The following is a 20,696-nucleotide window of genomic DNA, read 5'->3' as shown; positions in this document are numbered from 1 at the left end:
CGCATGGTTGATTGGGTTGTGCAGTTGATGGAGCTCCTGGGCGCGCCGGGAGCCGGCATGGCGGTGGCGGCGGAGAACCTGTTCCCGCCGATTCCGAGTGAGGTGATCCTGCCGCTTGCGGGCTTCACGGCCAGCCGGGGCAACATGGGCCTGGTCGACGCTCTCGTCTGGACCACGGTCGGTTCGATCGTCGGCGCGCTGGCCCTCTACTGGGTGGGCGCGCTGCTCGGTCGCGAGCGGGTGCTGGCGATCGCCGCGAAGATGCCGCTGGTAAAGGTCTCCGACATCGAGAAGACGGAGTCGTGGTTCCTCAAGCACGGCAAGGCGACGGTGTTCTTCGGCCGGTTCATTCCGATCTTCCGCAGTCTGATCTCGGTGCCCGCCGGGGTGGAGCGGATGCCGGTGCTGCAGTTCACCCTGCTCACGGCGGCCGGCAGCGGCATCTGGAACACCACCTTCGTGCTGGCCGGCTACTACCTGGGCAAGCAGTGGCGTCTGGTCGAGACGTACATGGGGGTGGCCTCCAAGGTGGTGCTCGGCCTGGTCCTGCTCGCGGTGGTGGTCTTCGTGGTGGTGCGGCTGAGCGAGCGGCGCAAGGGACGCCATGCACTTCGCCGCTGAGGGGGCGCGGGTGCTCGGCGCGGTCGTGCTGGGTGCGCTGACCGCGCCGGTGGAGGCGGTGTTCCTGCTGGTGACGCTGCCGTTCGCCGGCGGCACGGCCGGGGCCGCGCGGTGGCTGGCCCGGTGGGAGGCGCGCCGCCTGCGGCTGGATCCCGCCGTCCTGGACCGCGCGAGCCTGGATCCCCCTGCCGGGGGCGGGGACGGCTCGCGGGCGCGGCTGTTCCTGGCCGCGCGGGTGCCGCTGGGGCTGCTCGGCGCGCTGGTGCTGGTGCTGCTGGTGTTCGGCGCCTGGCAGGCGGGCCGGCTGGTCTGGGCGTGGGTTCTGGACGAGGCGTACGACGGGATGTCGCGTTCGCTGCCGCTGGGGCTCTACATGTTCACGCTGGGCGGCGTGCTGCTGTTCCTGGCGCTGATGGGACTGGTGGGGGTGCGGACGCTGGAGCGGCGGCTGGCCGCGCGGATGCTGGGCCCCGACCGTACCGAGGCGCTGGAGCGCCGGATCGCCGAGCTGTCGGAGAGCCGGGCCGGCATCGTGGCGGCGGTCGACTCCGAGCGGCGCCGGATCGAGCGTGACCTGCACGACGGGCTGCAGCAGCGGCTGGTGGCGCTGTCGATGCTGATCGGCCGGGCGCGGCGCGGCCATCCGGATCTGATGGACCAGGCGCACGTCGAGGCGCAGCAGGCGCTGGGCGAGCTGCGCGAGGTGGCCTGGCGGGTGTATCCGAGCGGGCTGGACGCGCTCGGGCTGGACGAGGCGCTGGCCGGGGTGGCCGAGCGGTCCGAGGTGCCGGTCACCGTGTCGTGCGACCTGCCGGGGCGGCCGCCGCCCGCGGTGGAGACGGCGGCGTACTTCGTGGTGAGCGAGGCCGTCACGAACGCCAACAAGCACGCCGGGGCCGGTCGCGTCGAGGTCGCGGTGCGGATGGAGGATGCGACGCTGGTGGTGTCGGTGTGTGACGACGGGGTGGGCGGCGCGGGCGCGTCCGGTGGCGGGCTGTCGGGGCTGCGGCGCCGGGTGGCGGCGCTGGACGGCGGTTTTGCTGTGGACAGCCCGCCCGGCGGGCCGACGGTGATCAGGGCGGAGCTGCCGTGCGGGTGATCCTGGCGGAGGATTCGACGTTGCTGCGCGAAGGGCTGGTCCGGCTGCTGCTGGAGGAGGGGCACGAGGTGCCGGCGGCGGTGGGTGACGGTGAGGCGCTGGTGGCGGCGGTGGCCGCGCATCTGCCGGACGCGGTGGTGGTGGACGTGCGGATGCCGCCGACCCACACCGACGAGGGGCTGCGCGCGGCCCTGGAGATCAGGCGGCGCTGGCCGGGGGTGAAGGTGCTGGTGCTGTCGCAGTACGTGGAGAAGCGGTACGCGACCGAGCTGATGAGCTCGGACGTGTCGGGCGTCGGTTACCTGCTGAAGGACCGGGTGGCGCAGGTCGCCGACTTCCTGGACGCGCTGGAGCGGGTGGGCGCGGGCGGCGCGGCGTTCGATCCCGAGGTGGTGCGCCAGCTGCTGGCCCGCACCAGTCAGGTGGATCCGCTGGCCAGGCTGACGGCGCGGGAGCGCGAGGTGCTGGAGCTGATGGCGCAGGGGCTGACGAACGCCTCGATCGCGCAGGCGCTGCACGTGTCGCAGAGCGCGGTGGAGAAGCACGTGAACGCGCTGTTCGACAAGCTGGACCTGTCGCACGTCACCGGTTACAGCCGGCGGATGCTGGCGGTGCTCCGCTTCCTCGGTTCCTGATTTTTCTGGACGTATCACCTTCCTGTGGTGACCTGCGGCCCGCCTTGACAAATTTATTTGTCGGTGGGACGGTGGAGCCACACCCCGAAACGAGGAGTCAACGATGCGGAAGATCGTCGCAGGGCTGTTCATCTCGCTCGACGGCGTCGTGGAGTCGCCGGAGAAGTGGCATTTCCCGTACTACGACGAGGACATGGGCCGGTCGGTCGACACGCTCATGCGGCGCTGCGAGGCCATGCTGCTGGGCCGCAACACCTACGAGACGTTCGCCTCCCACTGGCCTCACCAGGATCCGGGCGACCCGCTGGCCGCCATGATGAACGGCCGCGCCAAGTACGTGGTCTCCTCCACGCTCACCGACCCCTCCTGGCAGAACACCACGGTGATCGCCGCCGGTGACGTGGCCGCGCTCAAGGAAGGGCCGGGCGGCGACCTGGGCATGAGCGGCAGCCCCACCCTGGTGGTGTCGCTGCTGCGGGAGGGCCTGCTGGACGAGCTGCACCTGCTGGTGCACCCGGTGGTCGTCGGCAGCGGGCAGCGGCTGTTCGAGGAGGGCGCGGGGCACATCCCGCTCGAGCTCACCAAGTCCGAGACGTTCGGCACCGGCGTGCTGGACCTGACCTACGGGAGGGCCTGACCATGGCCGCCAAGACCGTCGCCGAGAAGCTGCTCGTCAAGCCGGGCGGCACCGTGTGGATCTCCGCGGGGGAGCACCGGCCGCTCGTCGGCCCCCTGCCGGAGGGCGCGGACTACGTCGAGGACCTGGGCGAGGCTGCGGTGGGGGTGTTCTTCGCCGCCGACGCGGCCTCGGCCCGCGGCCTGCTGGACGGGCAGCGCGACCGGCTGACCGGCCCGCCGGTGCTCTGGGTCGCCTATCCGAAGGGCGGCAAGTCCGACGTCAACCGCGACACGCTCTGGCCCATCGTGGGCGAGTTCGGGCTGCGCCCGAACGGCCAGGTGGCGGTGGACGAGACGTGGTCGGCGCTGCGTTTCCGCCCGCTGAAGCAGGGCGAGCCGCCTTTCACCGGCGGCGCGTCCCGATAGACCGGGTCTCAACCGCCGGAAAGATACTCGTGCAGGCGTGCGGCGGCCGCCAGCATGGCGGTGGCGCGCTCGGTCAGCTCCTGGCGGCGGCGCGCGATGGCGGCGCGCAGGGCGTCGCTGCTGCCGGTGCGGCGCAGCCCGTCGAGGACGGGCCTGATCTGCGGGAACGGGTGGCGGGCCTGCCGCAGCATGAAGATCATCCGCGCGTCGCGTACGTCGGCCGGGCCGTAGAGTCGGTAGCCGGTGACGGGATCGCGGCGGGGCGCCAGCAGCCCCGCCGACTCCCACACGCGCAGGGCCGAGGTCCGCACCCCCAGCCGGGCGGCGACCTCGCCGATGCGCAGGCTGCCCCGGAAGGCGCCTTCCTCGTGGCCCGCCGTCTCCAGCGCCCGCCCTGCCGACTCCAGGGCCGCGCGCCGGCCGTGCAGCTCGGCGTGGCCGGCGTCGACGAGTTCGAGGGCGCGCGGCACGTCGCCGGCGTGCACGGCCCGCATGATCTGGCGGGCGGCGTCCCAGCCGTGGCCGGCGGCCAGCGCCCGGTAGGTGAGCAGCGCCTGCCGGTGGCGGGCGTCGAAGCGGCGGTAGCCGGCGGGCGTGCGCGGGGTGGGCGGCAGGACGCCGTCGTCGGCGTAGTTGCGGATCTGCTGGGTCGACAGGCCCGCGACGCGCGCCAGATCGATGGGCCGCACGGGCGCCCGCCTTCCAGGAACAGGGGTTACGTCGCACTTTAAGGTTAGCGACGCCTCCTCCAGGCCACGACCGCGAAACCTTACACTTGCAGCTTCAATGACAGACTTGATGGCATGACTACCGCCGACGATCTACGAAAGTCTGATTACCGCGCCGCCGACGGCCACGACCACATCCAGGTGCGCGGCGCCCGGGAGAACAACCTGGCCGGGATCTCCCTCGACATCCCGAAGCGGCGGCTCAGCGTGTTCACCGGGGTGTCCGGCTCCGGCAAGTCGTCGCTGGTCTTCGACACCATCGCCGCCGAGTCGCGGCGGCTGATCAACGAGACGTACACCGCGTTCATCCAGGGGTTCATGCCGCCGCTGAACCGGCCGGACGTGGACGCGCTGCACAACCTGAGCGCGGCGATCATCGTCGACCAGGAGCGGATGGGCGCCAACGCCCGCTCCACGGTCGGCACCGCGACCGACACGTACACGATGCTGCGGATCGTCTTCAGCCGGATCGGCACCCCGCACGTGGGCCCGGCCTACGCCTTCAGCTTCAACACCCCGCAGGGCATGTGCCCCGAGTGCGAGGGCCTGGGCCAGATCACCGACATCGACGTGGACGAGCTGGTGGACCGGGAGCTGTCGCTGAACGAGGGCGCGATCAAGGCGCCCGGGTTCCCGGTCGACTCCTGGTACTGGCAGGTGATGGCGAACTCGGGCTTCTACGACCCGGCGGTCAAGCTGAAGGACTTCACCCCCCAGCAGTGGCAGGACTTCCTGCACAAGCCGACCACCAAGGTGAAGGTCGGCTCCAGCAACCTCACCTACGAGGGGCTCGTGGTCCGGGTGCGCAAGCAGTACCTGGGCAAGGACCGCGAGTCGCTGAAGGGGCAGGCCCGCGCGTTCGCCGACCGGGCGGTCAAGCTGATGCGCTGCCAGGCCTGCGACGGCACCCGGATCAACGAGGCGGCCCGCTCGGCGCGGATCGGCGGGCGCAACATCGCCGAGTGCTCGGCCATGCAGATCAACGACCTGGCCGGCTTCCTGCGCGGCATCGGCGACCCCGCGGTGGGCCCGGTGCTGGACAACCTGCGGGCCACGCTCGACTCGCTGGTGGAGATCGGGCTTGGCTATCTGAGCCTGGACCGGGAGTCGGGCACGCTGTCCGGCGGCGAGGCGCAGCGGGTCAAGATGGTCCGCCACCTCAACTCCAGCCTGAGCGACGCCACCTACGTCTTCGACGAGCCGACCGCCGGGCTGCACCCGCACGACATCCAGCGGATGAACGAGCTGCTGATCAAACTGCGCGACAAGGGCAACACCGTGCTGGTGGTGGAGCACAAGCCGGAGATGATCGCCATCGCCGACTTCGTGGCAGACCTGGGGCCGGGCGCCGGCGCGCAGGGCGGCACGCTCTGCTACGCCGGCGACCTGGAAGGGCTGCGCGCCTCCGGCACCCTCACCGGCCGCTACCTGGACCACCGGGTGACGCTGCGGGAGAAGGTGCGCGAGCCGGCCGGGTGGCTGCCGATCCGCGGCGCGACCCTGCACAACCTGCAAGGTGTGGACGCCGACATCCCGCTGGGGGTGCTGACCGTGGTCACCGGGGTGGCCGGGTCGGGCAAGAGCTCGCTCATCCACGGCTACGTCGCCGGCCGCGAGGGCGTGGTGGTGGCCGACCAGTCGCCGATCCGCGGGTCGCGGCGGAGCAATCCGGCCACGTACACGGGGCTGCTCGACCCGATCCGGGCGGCGTTCGCCAAGGCCAACGGGGTCAAGCCGGCGCTGTTCTCGGCCAATTCCGAGGGCGCATGCCAGGCGTGCAAGGGCATCGGCCTGATCTACACCGACCTGGCGATGATGGCCGGGGTGGCGACGGTGTGCGAGGAGTGCGAGGGCAGGCGGTTCACGCCGCAGGTGCTGGCCTACCGGTTGCGCGGCAAGAACATCAGCGAGGTGCTGGAGATGCCGGTGGCCGAGGCGGCCGGGTTCTTCACCAGCGGCCCGGCCAAGGTCATCCTGGACCGGCTGGAGGCGGTCGGGCTGGGTTATCTGGGCCTGGGCCAGCCGCTGACGACGCTGTCGGGCGGTGAGCGGCAGCGCCTGAAGCTGGCGGTGCACATGGCCAGGAACGGCTCCACCTACGTGCTGGACGAGCCGACGACGGGCCTGCACCTGGCGGACGTCGACCATCTGCTGGGCCTGCTGGACCGGCTGGTGGACGACGGCAACACGGTGATCGTGATCGAGCACCACCAGGCGGTGATGGCGCACGCCGACTGGATCGTCGACCTGGGGCCGGGCGCCGGTCACGACGGCGGCCGGGTGGTCTTCGCGGGCACGCCCGCCGACCTGGTGGACTCGGGCGACACGCTGACGGCCCGCCACCTGCGCGCCTACGTGGGCCGGTAGCGCGTCACGTTCTCCCTCCGCGGCGTGTCATGGTGGTGACCGCATCAGGTGCCACATGTGACAGCAAAGGACTCGAGAATGCCTCGTACGCCGGCGGAACGGTTGAAGGACACCCTGTCCCGGCTGGAGAAGGACGTGGACGCGTGGGTGGCCACGGCGGGGGAGGGGCCGTGCATGGTGCCGCTGTCGTTCCTGTGGGACGGTGAGACGCTGCTGATCTCCACGGCGGCGAGGACTCCGACGGCGCGCAACCTGGTGGCCGACGGCCGGGTGCGCGTCGGCGTGGGGCTGACGCGTGACGTGGTGCTCATCGAGGGGACGGCCGCGGCGGTCCGGCCGCAGGAGCTGCCGGAGGCGACGGGTGACGCGTTCGCCGCCAAGACCGGCTTCGACCCGCGCGCGCTCTCGTCCCCGTACCTGTATTTCCGTATCCGCCCGGTCTGGGTGCAGGCGTGGCGGGAGGAGGACGAGCTGGCGGGCCGCGACCTCATGCGCGACGGCGAGTGGCTGGACGCCTAGCCGGTGTCACCGCGCGCGGAGCCGCGCCAGGTGGTAGTCGAGCAACGCGGTGACCTCTTCGGGGGTGTAGCGGCCGACCAGGGTGGCGTTCCGTGCAGGACTCTCGCCTCCTTGGCGGCGTCCAGCGTGAACGACCAGCCGTTCCGGGCCGCCGGGTGACGGCGCCGGGCGTGGCTCCGGCCGCGATCCCGTGGCGCCGCCTGACGCCCGCACGGCTGGCCGCCGCGCTCACCACCGCGGTCACCGACCGGGCCCATCGGCCCAGGCCCTGGCGGTCCGGGTCTCGGCGGAGGACGGCGCGGCGCCCGTCGTCGAGGGGGTGAACCGGCGCGGATGTTCGAGCCGGTGAGCGCGGGGCAGGACCTCTGAGGTGACCTGTCACGTGTACGCGGCCGCGCAGGTGTTCGTGCCGGCGCCGCCGGAGCGGGTGTTCGCGCTCGTGACGGACTGGCCGCGGCACCGGGAGTGGATGGTGCTGACGTCGGCGTGGGAGGCCGGCGACCGGGTGGAGGCGTTCACCGGAGTCGGCCGGCTGGGCTTCCTGGACGTGATGACGATCACCCGGTGGGAGCCGCCCCACGTGGTGGAGATGCGGCATGTGGGGCGGCTGGTGCGCGGCGACGGGGTGATCCGGGTGCGGGCGTGCGCGGGCGGCAGCCGGGTGATCTGGGCCGAGCGGCTGCGGCCGCCGCTGGGGCCGGTGGGGTGGCTGCTGTGGCCGGTGGCCCGGCCGGTGGTGAACGCGCTGGCCCGGTTGTCGCTGCGCCGGCTGGCCCGGCTGCTCACCTGACCACCCCGGCCCTGACGGCTCACCACCGGCCGGTGTTCAGGTGGCGGGCTCGCCGAACCAGCGGGACAGGTGGTCGTCCAGGTCCTGCTGGTCGTCGCCGATCCAGGCGACGTGGCCGTCGGGGCGTAGCAGGACGCACGGGACGTCCACGCCCGCGGAGGCGTCCGCGAGGTGATCGACCCGGTCCGCCCAGCCGCCGGCCATCAGGCGTCCGGTGCGGTCCAGCAGCAGGCCGCGGCCGTGATGCAGCAGAGCGTAGAGGCGGCCGTTCTTCACCTCGACGTCGGGCAGGCGGCGGCCGAGCAGGCCGGGCCCTTCGCCGAAGTCGTAGCGGACGCCGATCGCGGTGATCTTCTCGGTCAGATGGCGGTTCACCTCGTCGAAGTCCATCAGTTCGGTGAGCAGCCTGCGCACGGCCCGCGGGCCCGGTTCGGGGGACAGCAGTTCCATCTGGGCGCGGGTGTTGTCCAGCACGTCCGCGGCGACCGGGTGACGTTCGGCCTGGTAGGTGTCCAGCAGTGTCGCCGGGGCCCAGCCGCGGATCTGCGCGGCCAGTTTCCAGCCGAGGTTGAACGCGTCCTGGACGCCCAGGTTGAGGCCCTGCCCGCCGATGGGCGGATGGATGTGCGCGGCGTCGCCGGCCAGGAGCACCCGCCCGACGCGGTAGCGTTCGGCCAGCCGGGTGGCGTCCCCGAAGCGGGACATCCAGCGCGGGGAGTGCACGCCGAAGTCGGTTCCGGCGATGGCGCGCAACTGCTGCCGGAAATCCTCCAGGGTGGGAGGTTCCGCGCGGTCGCCGGCTCCCGCGGCGGGCACCACGACGCTGTAGACGGTTTCGCCGAAGGGCCGGAGCCAGAACGGCCGATGGGTCTGGCCGACTTCGGCCACCTTGGCGGCGATCTCCTCCCGCGGCACGCCCACTTCCATCTCGCCCATCAGCGTCTCGGTCCGCGAGGGCTCGCCGGGGAAGCCGACGCCGAGCAGTTTGCGCACCGTGCTGCGCGCGCCGTCACAGCCGACGAGGTAGCGCGAACGCAGCCGTTCCCCGCCGGCCAGCTCGACGGTCACGCCCTCGTCGTCCTGCTCGAATCCGGCCAGCGCGCGACCGCGCCGGACCTGCGCGCCCCGTTCGGCCGCGTGCTCCTCGAGCAGACGCTCGATGACCGGCTGCGGGATGCCCAGCAGATAGGCGTAGGCGGAATCCAGGCCCTGGGGCGGGGGTTTGGGGATGGCGGCGAAGAAGCCGCCGGCCGGACGCTGCCGCCCGTGCGGGAGGACGCGGTCCAGCAGTCCGCGCATCGCCATCAGTTCGAGACTGCGCATGTGCAGACCGACGACGCGGACGAACGACGCGGGCTCGGTCCTCTTGTCCAGGACGAGTACCCGTACGTCGTGCAGCCGCAGCTCGGCGGCCAGCATCGCGCCGGTCGGCCCGCACCCGGCGATGATCACATCGTGGGTGAGGGGCGCGCGCCCGGCGCCGGTGACCTGCTGAGAGTGCATAGGTGTCGCCTTTCGGGAGTGCCTTGTCAGCGAGGCGCTCCCGGCGGCCCCTACCTCGGTCGCCCGGCCGTGACGGGAAGGGGGAGCACCCACATCGCTACAGCGTTCATGGGTCTCACCTCCTCGGGCGGCGTCACGGTCAGCCGCAAACTACAAGCCCGGGCACCCTCCCGTCCAACCCTTTCCCCGATGGGCCGGAACTGTCGGCCGCGGTCCCTAGAGTCACTGTCCGCGGGCCCATCCCCGCGGGAAGCGGAGAGACCATGGCCATGACGCTGCGATCGTTCAGGGACACCGTGGACACCTATCACGGCGGTTTCCAGCTCGACGACCTGTACGGCGTCGTGGAAGGCCCGTCGCTGTCCGACGGCATCCTGGACACCGCGGGCGGCTGGATGCGCGTCGAGAGCGGCGTCCGCCACGGCAGAGCGGACGTCCGCCTGGAAATCTGGGACTCCGACCCGCCGCCCGCCCCCGCCCCGTGGACGGCGGCGGGGGAGAGCGCCTACCTGAGCGCCGGCGGCATCGTGACCATGGGCGACGACGAGGGCGAGCGTTCCCTCGGCGCGCTCGTGCTGGGCCCGCCCTGCTTCCTGTACGGTGTGCGCGCTCATCGCGTGCCCCCGGCCAGGGGCAGCGACGGCGACTTCTGGGAGGACCCCCGGCAGGCACACGTGCTGTTACGGTTCTGGCCGCTGCGCGACGTCTTCGACCCGGCACCGCACGCGCGCCCCGCGGGGCTGCGCGAGGACGCGGCGGCGCTGCCCTCCGGTTACGTCCCGTCGATGGACTGGCCCGTCCTGCGCGAGCGTACGGCCCCGCCGCCCCGGGACGGATCCGGGCCGGACGTGACCGGCGACCCCTACCCGTGGCGCACCCTCGCCCGGCACCGGTGCCGCACCCGGATCCGCCACGACCTCGACCCCGCGGGCGCGCCGGTCTCCACCGTCCGCAGGCAGGATCTGGCCGCCTCCCGGCCGCCGGACCCCGGGACGTCCCACCGTGTCACCGTTGCGGGCCGGGCGATCGTCACCGTCCTGGCCGCGGACGGCGATCTGCTCACCGTCCGCGACGCGACCCGCGCCGAGTCAGCCCGCGTCGTGGCCGCGGAGCGGGCCTGGCCGGCATGAGGGGCGACGACCGGAGGGTCAGGCGGCCCTGCTGTGGCGGTGGACGAAGCCGGTGATGAGGGCGGCGACCTCGGCGGGCCGTTCGGCGACCATGCCGTGCCCGGCGTCGATCTCGCGGACCTCGATGGTGGGCCGTTCGGCGGCCAGGGCGGCGAGGTCGCGGCGCAGCCCGGCCCGGTAGGCGTCCATGAGCGGGACCAGGGGCAGCGGGACGGGCGGGTTGCGGGTGGCGTTGACGATGAGGAACGGGCCGGTGAGGCGGCGGAAGACGGGCAGCGCGTCGGCGAACTCGGGCAGTTCGCGCAGCGCGGAGGTGACGCCGGGGCCGGGCCGCAGCAGGAAGCCGCCGTCGTGGGGGCGCAGGTTGCGCCGCACCGACTCCTCCCAGTCGTCGGGGTCGGCGTTCTGGGCGGCGGCGAAGGCGCGCTGCCCGTCGAGGAAGGCCTCGGCCTGCTCGGCGGTCATCGGCGAGGCCGCCGCCTCGGCCTGCCGGCTGAACATCTCGTGCAGCGTGGCCAGGCCGGCCGTCACCTGCCCGGCGTCCAGGCCGGCGTAGTTGGCGGGGTGGGTCTCGGCGGCGCGGTGGCCGTCGAGGCTGACGGCGGCGGGGCAGGCGGGGTGGCGGGCGGCCCACAGGCCGGCGAGCATGCCGCCCAGGCTGTGGCCCGCCACGGCGGGCTCGCCGAGGCCGAGCGCGGCCACGACGTGTTCCAGGTCGTCCAGGACGGCCTTCCACGTCCACGGGCCGTCGCCGGAGCGGCCGTGGCCGCGCAGGTCGACCGCCACCGCGCGCACCCCGCTCAGATGGGCGGCCACCTGCCGCCAGTTGAGCAGGTTGCCGCCGGCTCCGTGGAGCAGCAGCAGCGGCGGGCCGTCGCCGCCGTGGTCGTGGACGGCGATCGGGATGTCGCCGTCAAGGATGGTCTCCATGCGCCCCTCCGGGGTCGAGTCGTTCGCGGACCGAGCGCGTGGCGACACCCCCGTCCGGGTGCTGCTGGAGCTTCCCGCGCCGCACCAGGTCGTGGACGCCCTGGCGGGTGATGCCGAGCATCGCCCCGGCGACCGCGTACGGGACGCGGTCGGCGGAGGGATGGCCGACGCGCCGGGCGATCGCCCGGCCCAGAGGGGTGCGCCACCACTCGAGCGGCGGGTCGAAGGCGGCGTCGCCGGGGTAGAGGACCGCGATCAGCCGCGCGCCGATGTGGACGGCGCGCGGCCGGTCGGGCCCGAGCAGGTCGGCCGCCCAGGTGGCGGCGTCGTGCCGCGCCTTCGCGCGCAGCTCTTCCAGGGCCCCCGACGCGCCGTCGCCGAGCAGGATCTCCAGCGGGTCGAGCAGTCTGCTGCCGACCAGCCGGAGGATGTCCTGTTCGAGCGCGCCTTGCTCGTCGTGGGTCACGCCGCCTCCCGCCACTACTTGACGTACCATAGCAAGTACTTTACGCCCGACGTCAAGTAGTGGGGGTGTGCCAGTCCCCGACACCACCCGGCACCGGCGCCCCCGGATCGTACGGCTCACGCGTGAACACGAACGTGTTCAGATCCAGATGATCCGGCCCCACCCGCAACGTCTCGCCCGCGTAGTAACCGTCCAGCCCCAGCCACGTGCCGTCGTCCTGCGGCACGAACCGCGACGCCCGCCCGCCACCGGACACCGGCCCCAGCGCCAGCCCCCGATCGGGCAGCAGCCGCAGCGTGTACGGCGCCGGACCCCAGTGCCACAACCCGGTCAGCGCCAGCAGATCCGGGTCGGCGGCACCCGGCACCCACTCCCGCGGCATCCGCGGCTCATGCTCCTCCAGGATGTCGAGCAGATCGAACAGCAACGTCCGCCCCACCCCCGACGTGGCGTTGGCCAGGAACAGCACCCCCGTCGCGGCGGCCGGATCGGCCCACACCGTCGCCAGGAACCCCGGCATCGACCCGGTGTGCCCGGCCAACCGGCGCCCGGCATGCCGCGTCAGCTGCAGCCCGAGCCCGTAACCGCCGGTCCAGGCGTCACCGTCGTCGACCGTCGCCGGCTCCCGCATCTCCGCCAGCGTGCTCTCCGCCAGCACCCCGCCGGTGTCACCGGCCACGAACGCCGCCCACCGCGCCAGATCACCGGCCGTCGACCACAGCTGCCCCGCCGGCCCCATCGCCCCATGATCATGCTCCGGCTCGGCCAGCAGCACGTCGGCGTACGGATGGACGGCGTAACCGACGGCGTGCGGCGGCCGCGGCCGCGGCGTCGTGTCACCCATGCCGAGCGGCTCCAGCACCTCCTCCCGCACCGCCTCCAGCCACGGCACACCCCGCAACCGGGCGACCAGCTCGCCGAGCAGCCCGTAACCGAGATTGGAGTAGTGGTAGCGCCGCCCCGGCCGATGCTTGACATGCGCCGGCCCGAGCCTGCCCAGCAGCTCACCCGCCTCCACGCCCGGCGTGCGCTCCCACCAGTCGGTCGGCGGCTCGGCCGTCAGCCCGCCCGTGTGCGACAGCAGCTGCGCGACCGTGGCCTCCCCGGCCCGCACCCCCGGCAGATGCTTGCCGACCGGATCGGCCAGATCGAGCAGGCCCTCGTCACGCATCCGCATGACGACCACCGCCACCATGCTCTTGGTGATCGACCCCAGCCGGTACTGCGTGCCCGGCGTCGGCTCGCCTCCCGGCGGACCGGCCGTCCGGCCGCGACCGCCCTGCCAGGCCACCTGCCCCTCACGCACCACCGCCGCCATGATCGAGGGGATCCGCGACTCGCTCTGTTCGACGGCCAGGCGGCGCATCAGCGCGCGGGCCGTCACCTGTCCCACCTGAGTCATGAACAGCAAGCCTAGGGGGTCAGCGCGGCTCGGCGGCGTCGAAGGCGTCCAGGATCAGCGCGCTGGCGTCCAGCCCTCGCGCCGTGGCGCCCAGCCGCGGCACCTCGATGGGCCCCGGCCAGGTGTGACCGCCGCCGCCGACCGTGTACAACCGGACGTCCGCCCCCGCCGCGCACCCGTCCCAGGCACGCAGTTCGACCGACCGTACGGGAGAGCTCACCCGCGGCTCCGGGCAGCCGAGCGCCTCCGCCCACCCCTCGGCGCTCCGGCGTACCGGCGGCAGCTTCACCATCTCGGCCAGCTTGCGCAGGTCACCGGTGGCGTCCCGCAGCGGATGCCCGCCCCCGTACGGGACGGTCCGGTCGGCGGTGCCGTGGAAGGACACCAGCGTCACCGGCGGCGGCTCCGGGCACGGCCGCACCAGGCTCAGCCCGGCCACCGCCGCCACCCCGGCCAGCCGCCCCCGCATCGAGCACGCCAGCGCCGCCGCCATCCCGCCCCCGTACGACAGCCCGGCCGCGAACTGGCGCCGCCGGTCCACGCACAACTCCTGCTCCAGCCGGTCCAGCAGCGCCCCCAGGAACCCGGTGTCGTCGGGCCCGAACCCGTTCGGCAGCGTCCAGGCGAGCCTGCCCTTGGCCACCTGCGGGGTGGCCACGACGTAGCCGCGCTCGGCGCCCACCCGCGGCAGCCGGCTGTAGGCGGCCTGCTCACGCGCGTTGGAACCCAGCCCGTGCAGGTTCAGCAGCACCGGGTGCGGGCCGTCCCCCTCGGGCAGCGCCAGCAGGAACACCCGCTCCAGCCCGCCGAACTCGATCGTGTGCCGCCCCTCCGCGAGCCGCGGCCCGCCCGCGCAACCGTCCGGCGGGGGAGCGGCGGTGGGGACGGCGGTGGGGACGGCGGTGGGCGCGGCCGACGGCCGCTCCGGCGACTGGCCGGAACAGCCGGCGGCCGTCACCACCACCAGCATCGCCGTCAGCAGCGCCACGCCGACGCCCCGCCCCCCGCCCATGGCACCTCCCGCCCTCCCCAGGCAGTCCGCGGGAGATCCCGTCAGGACACCAACCTCAGCCCCACCACACCCGCGACGATCAGCATCAGGCACACCAGCCGGGCGGCCGTGACCGCCTCACCGAGGAACACCATCCCGTACACCGCGGTGCAGACCGCGCCGATCCCCACCCACACCGCGTAACCCGTGCCGACCGGGATCGTCCGCAGCGCGTACCCCAGCCCCGCCATGCTGACCGCCAGCGCCGCCACGAACAGCAGCGCGGGACGCAACCGCGACAACCCCTGCGACGAAGCCAGAGCCGCCGCCCACACCGCTTCCAGCACCCCGGACACGACCAGCACGACCCACGCCACGACACGCACCTCCGCAGGAGAACAGACCACGGTCCACGTCGTCTTGTCATGCCGGGTACGACGCGCTCGTCCGGGGCGTGACCCGCAGCGGGCAGCCACCCGCCACGCTACCAGCCACCCCCCGCCACGATCAGCCAGGTCCGGCGGAGCCGAACCCCCCGGACACCCCGCGGACCGCACCCAAGGAGCCGGCCCGCCGCCACCACCCGGAGACCCGCCCCACGCCAGTACGGGACCGGCTTACCATCAGGGCGGGCGCTCACGATCGGGCGCCCGTGCAGGTATCCGAATCAATGCCCGTTTGCACGAGGCGATCAGCGTGGCGGCGATCGGCGGCGTGGATACCGGAGCGAGGATCGCGGCCGAATTGATCGGTTCCCCACTCGCCGGCTTCCGCAAACCATGTCCGGGAGACTGCCCAGATGGTTGTGCGCGCGGTGCTGATGGACCAGCAGGCCCGACCTGCCGTGGGCAAGCTACAGATACTGCTCGCGGGGCGAGGGTAGCCACCCCACGACATATTGAGAAAGTCACGGCTTCGATAGCTTCACCAGCCTCAGGCAAGGTGCGATCATCACGGCATGACTCAGCCAGACGCCGCGCGCATCACTTTCACGGATAGCGCCGAGGACGCGCAGATCGCCCATCTTCGCCAAGAAATCGCCCGCCTGGCCGAGGAGGCTTATACACGCGCAGAAAAAGCTCGGAAACGCGCCAAGAAGTGGAATATCATCTACATCGTGCTAGGGCTGCCTGCCGCAGTGTTGGCAGGCATCTCAGGCGCAACAGGGCTTGCCTCGGCCGACGCCCGTATCCCGGCAGCTTTCCTTGCCCTGATAGCGGCAGGACTAGTAGCGGCTGCGGGATTTCTACAGGGAGAGACCCGCGTCATCACCAATAGGCGATGCCGAAGTGCATGGCAGGTCCTAGAAGGCCAAGCTCGCGTATTTGCCGCACGACACGGATACGGCAGTAGAGCGGACTTACGCGCCTCTCTTGAACGCCTATATGAAATGCGAAAAGCCATCATCGCGGGAGACTACGATACGATCATAGGAGCCCCGCTACCAGCTAGCGCTATCCGCGTATTCCATTACAACCACCCTAACGGAGTTGTGTCACCCACACCGCTCAAAACCCAGCCTCACTAACGAGAGTGAGAAGCGTGGTGGTGCTGAACGCGCAATCGCATCCGTGAGACGGCACGGGTATCCGTCGAGGAGTCCGCTCGTCCTCTGGCGACATGCGTCCCGCCGGGCGCGCCTCGGCAAGGACCCGCCCAGCGGTGAGCACGTCCTCACGGGATCTCACGCCGACCATCCACACACATGTCACACGAATGCACACTGGCGCACACAGTGGCTCCCTGGTTGCTTCCCCGCTGCTCTACTCTGGCCCCACATCCGGTCTGAGGAGAGGGTTGTTCGGTGAGCGAAGGTGCGACTAGTGTCTCCGCTACCCGTCTCGAAGCCGTGCTCGAACGCATCACCTACGCCGACGAGGACAGCGGCTACACCATCGCGCGCGTCGCCACCGGCCGCTCCGCCACCGAACTGCTCACCGTCGTCGGCCCCCTGCTCGGCGCCCAGGTGGGGGAGTCGCTCCGGCTGACCGGCCGCTGGACCTCCCACCCCCGCTACGGCCGCCAGTTCGAGGTCTGGTCCTACACCACCGTCCTGCCCGCCACCGTCCAGGGCATCCGCCGCTACCTCGGCTCCGGCCTCATCAAAGGCATCGGCCCCAAAATGGCCGAACGGATCGTCGACCACTTCGGCACCGCCACCCTCGACGTCATCGAGAAGGAACCCGCCCGCCTGGCCGAAGTGCCCGGCCTCGGCCCCAAACGCACCCGCATGATCGCCGACGCCTGGGAAGAACAGAAGATCATCAAAGAGGTGATGGTGTTCCTCCAGGGCGTCGGCGTGTCCACCTCCATCGCCGTGCGCATCTTCAAGCAGTACGGCGAACGCAGCGTCGAAGTCGTGCGCACCGAGCCGTACCGGCTGGCCGACGACGTGTGGGGGATCGGCTTCAAGACCGCCGACACCATCGCCCAGGCCGTCGGCATCCCGCACGACAGCCCCGAACGCGTCAAGGCCGGACTGCGCTACACCCTGTCCCAGGCCGCCGACGACGGCCACTGCTACCTGCCCGCCCCCAACCTGACCGCCGACGCCGTCAAGATCCTCGACGTGCCCGCCCCGCTCACCGCCACCTGCCTGGAAGAGCTCGCCGCCGCCGAAGGCGTCGTCCGCGAGCAGGTGCCCGCCGGCGACAACGACGTCCCCGCCGTCTACCTGCCGCCCTTCCACCGGGCCGAGCAGTCGCTGGCCGGCTCCCTGCTCACCCTCCTTCACCACGGCCACGACCGGCTCAAGGCGTTCGCCGACGTCGACTGGGCCAAGGCCGAGACCTGGCTGCGCGAACGCACCGGCGCCGACCTCGCCGGCGAGCAGCGCCAGGCCGTCCGCCTGGCCCTCACCCACAAGGTCGCCGTGCTGACCGGCGGCCCCGGCTGCGGCAAGAGCTTCACCGTCCGCTCCATCGTCACCCTGGCCCGCGCCAAACGCGCCAAGGTCATCCTCGCCGCCCCCACCGGCCGCGCCGCCAAACGCCTGTCCGAGCTGACCGGCCACGAGGCCACCACCGTCCACCGGCTGCTGCAGCTGCGCCCCGGCGGCGACGCCGCCTACGACCGCGACAACCCCCTGGACGCCGACCTCGTCGTCGTCGACGAAGCCTCCATGCTGGACGTGCTGCTCGCCAACCGCCTCGTCAAGGCCGTCGCCCCCGGCGCCCACCTGCTGTTCGTCGGCGACGTCGACCAGCTGCCGTCCGTCGGCGCCGGCGAGGTCCTCAAAGACCTGCTCGCCGCCGCCGACATCCCCCGCGTACGGCTCACCCAGGTGTTCCGGCAGGCCGCCGAGTCCGGCGTCGTCGTCAACGCCCACCGCGTCAACTCCGGCCTGCAGCCCCAGCTCGCCGGCCTCGACGACTTCTTCCTCTTCCCCTGCGAGGAACCCGACGACATCGCCGCCCTGACCGTCGACGTGGCCGCCCGCCGCATCCCGCGCCGCTTCGGCCTCGACCCCCGCCGCGACATCCAGGTCCTGGCCCCGATGCACCGCGGCGCGGCCGGCGCCGGCGCACTCAACGCCGCCCTGCAGGAAGCCCTCACCCCCGCCCGCGACGGCGCCCCCGAACGCCGCCACGGCGGCCGCGTCTTCCGCGTCGGCGACAAGGTCACCCAGCTGCGCAACAACTACGACAAGGGCGCCGCCGGCGTGTTCAACGGCACCGTCGGCGTCGTCGCCGACATCCGCCCCGACGACCACGCGCTCACCGTCCTGACCGACGAGGACGAACGCGTCGACTACGCCTTCGACGAACTCGACGAGCTCGCCCACGCCTACGCCGTGTCCATCCACCGCTCCCAGGGCAGCGAATACCCCGCCGTGGTCATCCCGCTGGCCACCAGCGCCTGGATGATGCTGCAGCGCAACCTCCTCTACACCGCCATCACCCGCGCCAAGAAGCTCGTCGTCATCGTCGGCTCACGCCGCGCCCTGGCCCAGGCCGTCCGCACCCGCGGCGCCGGCCGCCGCCACACCGGCCTCACCCACCGCCTCACCCGCCGCGACTGACCCCGTACGGCCCGGCCGCGAGTTTTTCCCCCACCCCGGCGGCGCGCTGACCAGCGACTCACCGCCAGAAGTGATCGAAATGTGACTGAACTCTCCGAAACCAACGCTCGTCTTACATGCAGGAGCATTAAGGTCTTTTAGTGCAGTGCATGTAAGTGGGGAGAGGTTCACTTGACCATCACAACACCCTGGAGGAAGACCGCCACAGGGGTCGCCCTGCTCGCCGCCGCGACCCTGACCGCCTCCTGCTCCGCCGCCGGCGGCACCACCCCGGCAGCCTCCGAGGCCACCACCTCCGCCACCCCCGAACCCCCCACCATCACCATCACCCCCGCCCAGGGCAGCACCAAGGTCAACCCCGGCAAACGCATCGTCGTCACCGCCGAAGGCGGCACCCTCGACGACGTCACCGTCCAAACCGGCGGCCAGCAGCTCGAAGGCACCTTCAACACCGACCGCACCAAATGGGTCTCCAAAACCGCGCTCAAGCCGGCCACCGACTACAACGTCGCCGCCACCGCCGGCGCGGCCACCGCCGCCAGCGCCTTCACCACCCGCAAACCTGACCGCGTCCTGCAGATCACCGACGTCACCCCCAACATCAAGGGCGAAACCGTCGGCATCGGCATGCCGATCATGGTCAGGTTCAACCAGCCCGTCGCCAACAAGGCCGCCGTCGAACGCGCCCTGACGGTCGAAGCCGAAAAACCCGTCGACGGCGCCTGGCGCTGGATCGACGACTCCTACGCCATCTACCGCCCCGCCAAATACTGGGCCCCCAACCAGACCGTCACCTTCAACGCCGCCCTCGACGGCGTCAAGGCCGGCAAAGACCTGTGGGGCATGAAGAACTACGACTACGCCATCGACATCGGCGACAAGGTCATCAGCAAGGTCGACGCCGCCAAGCACATGATGTACGTCTACCGCAACGGCAAACGCGTCCAGACCATGGCCATCAGCGCCGGCAAGGCCACCACCCGCGAATACACCACCACCAGCGGCGTCCACCTCACCATGGAACGCGTCAACCCCGTCCGCATGATCTCCCCAGGACGCAAGAAGGGCGACCCCGGCTACTACGACGTCATGGTCGACCATGCCGTCCGCATCTCCAACAGCGGCGAATACGTCCACGCCAAGAACAACGTCTGGGCCCAGGGCCGCCAGAACGTCAGCCACGGCTGCATCAACGCCCGCCCCGACCAGGCCAAGTGGTACTACGACAACTTCCAGCGCGGCGACATCGTCGAGATCAAGGGCACCGACCGCGAACTCGAATGGAACAACGGCTGGGGCTTCTGGCAGATGTCCTTCAAACAGTGGAAGCAAGGCAGCGCACTCAAGAACCAGACCTGAGCCCGGCCTGACACCCCCCGCACGACCCCACGCGCGGGGGAGCGGTCACACCAGCGCCAACTGCCCGAACCACGGATCACGCGGCTCCGGCTCACCCGGCCCGCACCGCATCCCGTACACCCGGCACAACTGCGCGATCTGCCCCAGAATCCGCTCCTCATAAGCGGGGGAGGGCAACCCGTCACGCCCGTACAACTCCTCATAACGCGCCACCAGCCCAGGATGCGCCTGCTCCAGCCACGCCCCGAACCACGACCGCGTCCCCGCCGGCAGCCGCAACACCACCGGCTCCACCGACCGCACCCCCGCCTGCCCGATCCGCCGCACCGTCGCCGCCAGCTGATCAGAACCATCACTCAGCAACGGCAGCACCGGCCCCATCAGCACCCGGCAATCCACCCCCGCCTCCACCAGCGACGCCACCAGCTCCAACCGCGCCTGCGCCCCCACCGCACCCGGCTCCACCGCCCGCCGGATCCGCTCGTCGACGAACGCGATCGACACCGCCACCCGCACCCCGCACTCCGCCAGCAACGCCGCATCCCGCAACACCAGCGGACTGCGCGTATAAACCGTCGCCGGCACCCCCGCCTCCGCCAGCGCCGTCACCACCCCCGGCATCAACCGGTACGTCTCCTCCGCCGGCTGATAACAGTCACCACTCACCCCCACCGCCAGCGGCTCACCACCCCACCGCGCCAGCTCCGCCCGCAACCGCGCCACCACATTCGGCTTCACCACGACCCGCGAGTCGAAATCACGCCCCGCGTCCAGCCCCAGCCGCCGATGCCCCCCACGCGCGCCACAACCCAGGCACGCGTGCGCACACCCCCGATACGGCGACACCGCCCACCGCTGCGCGATCCCCGCCGTGCGCGCCACCCGCTCGATCACCACGCGCGCCTGCAGCTCGTAGAAACCGTCACGCACCACGGCACGCCGCTCGATCAGCGGCCGCTCATCGGCCGCCTCCACCAGAGGCTGCGCGTCCCAACCCACCGACCAAGTGGAACACGCATTCGACACCCTTTTCAACCCGGCCCACCACCCCACCCGGACGCACACCCCCCATACGCTGGGACACCCGCACC

At 71.9% G+C, this 20,696-nt stretch carries 20 protein-coding genes and 1 riboswitch; of the genes, 12 read left to right on the top strand and 8 right to left on the bottom strand.

Translation table 11 applies throughout. The features are described from left to right. Positions 1–3 precede the first annotated feature (3 nt). The 5 genes from FR742_RS15375 to FR742_RS15355 all read left to right on the top strand — a co-directional run bounded on the left by FR742_RS15375 (position 4) and on the right by FR742_RS15355 (position 3,399). Positions 4–621, top strand: a complete 618-nt coding sequence (locus FR742_RS15375; protein ID WP_222708935.1) for a DedA family protein — start codon at positions 4–6, stop codon at positions 619–621. Then, positions 605–1,720: a sensor histidine kinase gene (locus FR742_RS15370; protein WP_148031592.1), complete on the top strand. Its 1,116-nt coding sequence runs from the start codon at positions 605–607 to the stop codon at positions 1,718–1,720. Before FR742_RS15375 ends, FR742_RS15370 begins: the two co-directional genes overlap by 17 nt. Then, positions 1,711–2,355: a response regulator transcription factor gene (locus tag FR742_RS15365; RefSeq protein WP_148031591.1), complete on the top strand. Its 645-nt coding sequence runs from the start codon at positions 1,711–1,713 to the stop codon at positions 2,353–2,355. Before FR742_RS15370 ends, FR742_RS15365 begins: the two co-directional genes overlap by 10 nt. 103 nt (positions 2,356–2,458) lie before the next feature. Further along, positions 2,459–2,992, top strand: coding sequence for a dihydrofolate reductase family protein (locus FR742_RS15360; protein ID WP_148031590.1), 534 nt, complete (start codon positions 2,459–2,461; stop codon positions 2,990–2,992). 2 nt (positions 2,993–2,994) lie between these two features. Continuing rightward, complete coding sequence (locus tag FR742_RS15355; protein WP_148031589.1) at positions 2,995–3,399, top strand: hypothetical protein; 405 nt, start codon at positions 2,995–2,997, stop codon at positions 3,397–3,399. Between the two features lie 8 nt (positions 3,400–3,407). Here FR742_RS15355 and FR742_RS15350 read toward each other — a convergent pair whose 3' ends face one another. Further along, entirely contained in the window at positions 3,408–4,088 is a 681-nt protein-coding gene (locus FR742_RS15350; protein ID WP_222708934.1) for a MerR family transcriptional regulator, read from the bottom strand. Between the two features lie 114 nt (positions 4,089–4,202). Between FR742_RS15350 and FR742_RS15345 the strand changes: the two genes are divergently transcribed. The 3 genes from FR742_RS15345 (at position 4,203) to FR742_RS15335 (ending at position 7,803) form a co-directional block, all read left to right on the top strand. Next, positions 4,203–6,494: an excinuclease ABC subunit UvrA gene (locus tag FR742_RS15345; RefSeq protein ID WP_148031587.1), complete on the top strand. Its 2,292-nt coding sequence runs from the start codon at positions 4,203–4,205 to the stop codon at positions 6,492–6,494. A 78-nt stretch (positions 6,495–6,572) separates the two neighbouring features. Further along, positions 6,573–7,013: a pyridoxamine 5'-phosphate oxidase family protein gene (locus FR742_RS15340; protein WP_148031586.1), complete on the top strand. Its 441-nt coding sequence runs from the start codon at positions 6,573–6,575 to the stop codon at positions 7,011–7,013. A 370-nt stretch (positions 7,014–7,383) separates the two neighbouring features. Next, positions 7,384–7,803 carry an SRPBCC family protein gene (locus tag FR742_RS15335; RefSeq protein WP_148031585.1) on the top strand — a complete coding sequence of 140 codons (420 nt, stop codon included), beginning with the start codon at positions 7,384–7,386 and terminating at the stop codon, positions 7,801–7,803. A 36-nt stretch (positions 7,804–7,839) separates the two neighbouring features. Here the strand turns inward: FR742_RS15335 and rox are convergent, their stop codons facing one another. Continuing rightward, the gene (rox, locus tag FR742_RS15330; protein ID WP_148031584.1) at positions 7,840–9,306 is read right to left on the bottom strand and encodes a rifampin monooxygenase; all 1,467 of its coding nucleotides are present in this window, start codon (positions 9,304–9,306) and stop codon (positions 7,840–7,842) included. 269 nt (positions 9,307–9,575) lie between these two features. Here rox and FR742_RS15325 point away from each other — a divergent pair, with 269 nt between their 5' ends. Continuing rightward, a complete protein-coding gene (locus FR742_RS15325; protein WP_148031583.1) occupies positions 9,576–10,436 on the top strand; it encodes a hypothetical protein in 861 nt (286 codons plus the stop codon). An 18-nt stretch (positions 10,437–10,454) separates the two neighbouring features. On the opposite strand, the gene FR742_RS15320 is transcribed toward FR742_RS15325, so the two are convergent. The 5 genes from FR742_RS15320 to FR742_RS15300 are packed head-to-tail and all read right to left on the bottom strand — an operon-like array spanning position 10,455 to position 14,602. After that, positions 10,455–11,366, bottom strand: coding sequence for an alpha/beta fold hydrolase (locus FR742_RS15320; protein WP_148031582.1), 912 nt, complete (start codon positions 11,364–11,366; stop codon positions 10,455–10,457). Continuing rightward, on the bottom strand, positions 11,350–11,862 hold the full coding sequence (locus tag FR742_RS15315) for a hypothetical protein (RefSeq protein ID WP_261808549.1): 513 nt from the start codon (positions 11,860–11,862) through the stop codon (positions 11,350–11,352). Before FR742_RS15315 ends, FR742_RS15320 begins: the two co-directional genes overlap by 17 nt. Positions 11,863–11,884: 22 nt before the next feature. Further along, positions 11,885–13,234 (bottom strand): serine hydrolase, encoded by a 1,350-nt coding sequence (locus FR742_RS15310; RefSeq protein WP_148031581.1) that lies wholly within the window; start codon positions 13,232–13,234, stop codon positions 11,885–11,887. Positions 13,235–13,253: 19 nt separating this feature from the next. Beyond that, positions 13,254–14,246 carry a PHB depolymerase family esterase gene (locus FR742_RS15305; protein ID WP_148031580.1) on the bottom strand — a complete coding sequence of 331 codons (993 nt, stop codon included), beginning with the start codon at positions 14,244–14,246 and terminating at the stop codon, positions 13,254–13,256. A 41-nt stretch (positions 14,247–14,287) separates the two neighbouring features. Then, positions 14,288–14,602, bottom strand: coding sequence for a multidrug efflux SMR transporter (locus tag FR742_RS15300; protein ID WP_148031579.1), 315 nt, complete (start codon positions 14,600–14,602; stop codon positions 14,288–14,290). 32 nt (positions 14,603–14,634) lie between these two features. Further along, positions 14,635–14,700: riboswitch (guanidine-III (ykkC-III) riboswitch) on the bottom strand. A gap of 483 nt (positions 14,701–15,183) precedes the next feature. Here FR742_RS15300 and FR742_RS15295 point away from each other — a divergent pair. The 3 genes from FR742_RS15295 to FR742_RS15285 all read left to right on the top strand — a co-directional run bounded on the left by FR742_RS15295 (position 15,184) and on the right by FR742_RS15285 (position 19,605). After that, the gene (locus FR742_RS15295) at positions 15,184–15,753 is read left to right on the top strand and encodes a hypothetical protein (RefSeq protein ID WP_148031578.1); all 570 of its coding nucleotides are present in this window, start codon (positions 15,184–15,186) and stop codon (positions 15,751–15,753) included. Between the two features lie 321 nt (positions 15,754–16,074). After that, entirely contained in the window at positions 16,075–18,246 is a 2,172-nt protein-coding gene (locus tag FR742_RS15290; RefSeq protein WP_315970614.1) for an ATP-dependent RecD-like DNA helicase, read from the top strand. A 171-nt stretch (positions 18,247–18,417) separates the two neighbouring features. Next, positions 18,418–19,605, top strand: a complete 1,188-nt coding sequence (locus FR742_RS15285; protein WP_148031576.1) for an Ig-like domain-containing protein — start codon at positions 18,418–18,420, stop codon at positions 19,603–19,605. A gap of 45 nt (positions 19,606–19,650) precedes the next feature. On the opposite strand, the gene FR742_RS15280 is transcribed toward FR742_RS15285, so the two are convergent. After that, positions 19,651–20,604 carry a radical SAM protein gene (locus tag FR742_RS15280; protein WP_261808548.1) on the bottom strand — a complete coding sequence of 318 codons (954 nt, stop codon included), beginning with the start codon at positions 20,602–20,604 and terminating at the stop codon, positions 19,651–19,653. Positions 20,605–20,696: the final 92 nt, after the last annotated feature.

Source organism: Nonomuraea sp. C10, assembly GCF_008017515.1.
GTDB classification, from domain to species: Bacteria; Actinomycetota; Actinomycetes; order Streptosporangiales; family Streptosporangiaceae; genus Nonomuraea; species Nonomuraea ferruginea.
The sequence above is the reverse complement of the archived record's forward strand: the minus strand, read 5'-3'. Positions and strand labels throughout refer to the sequence as shown.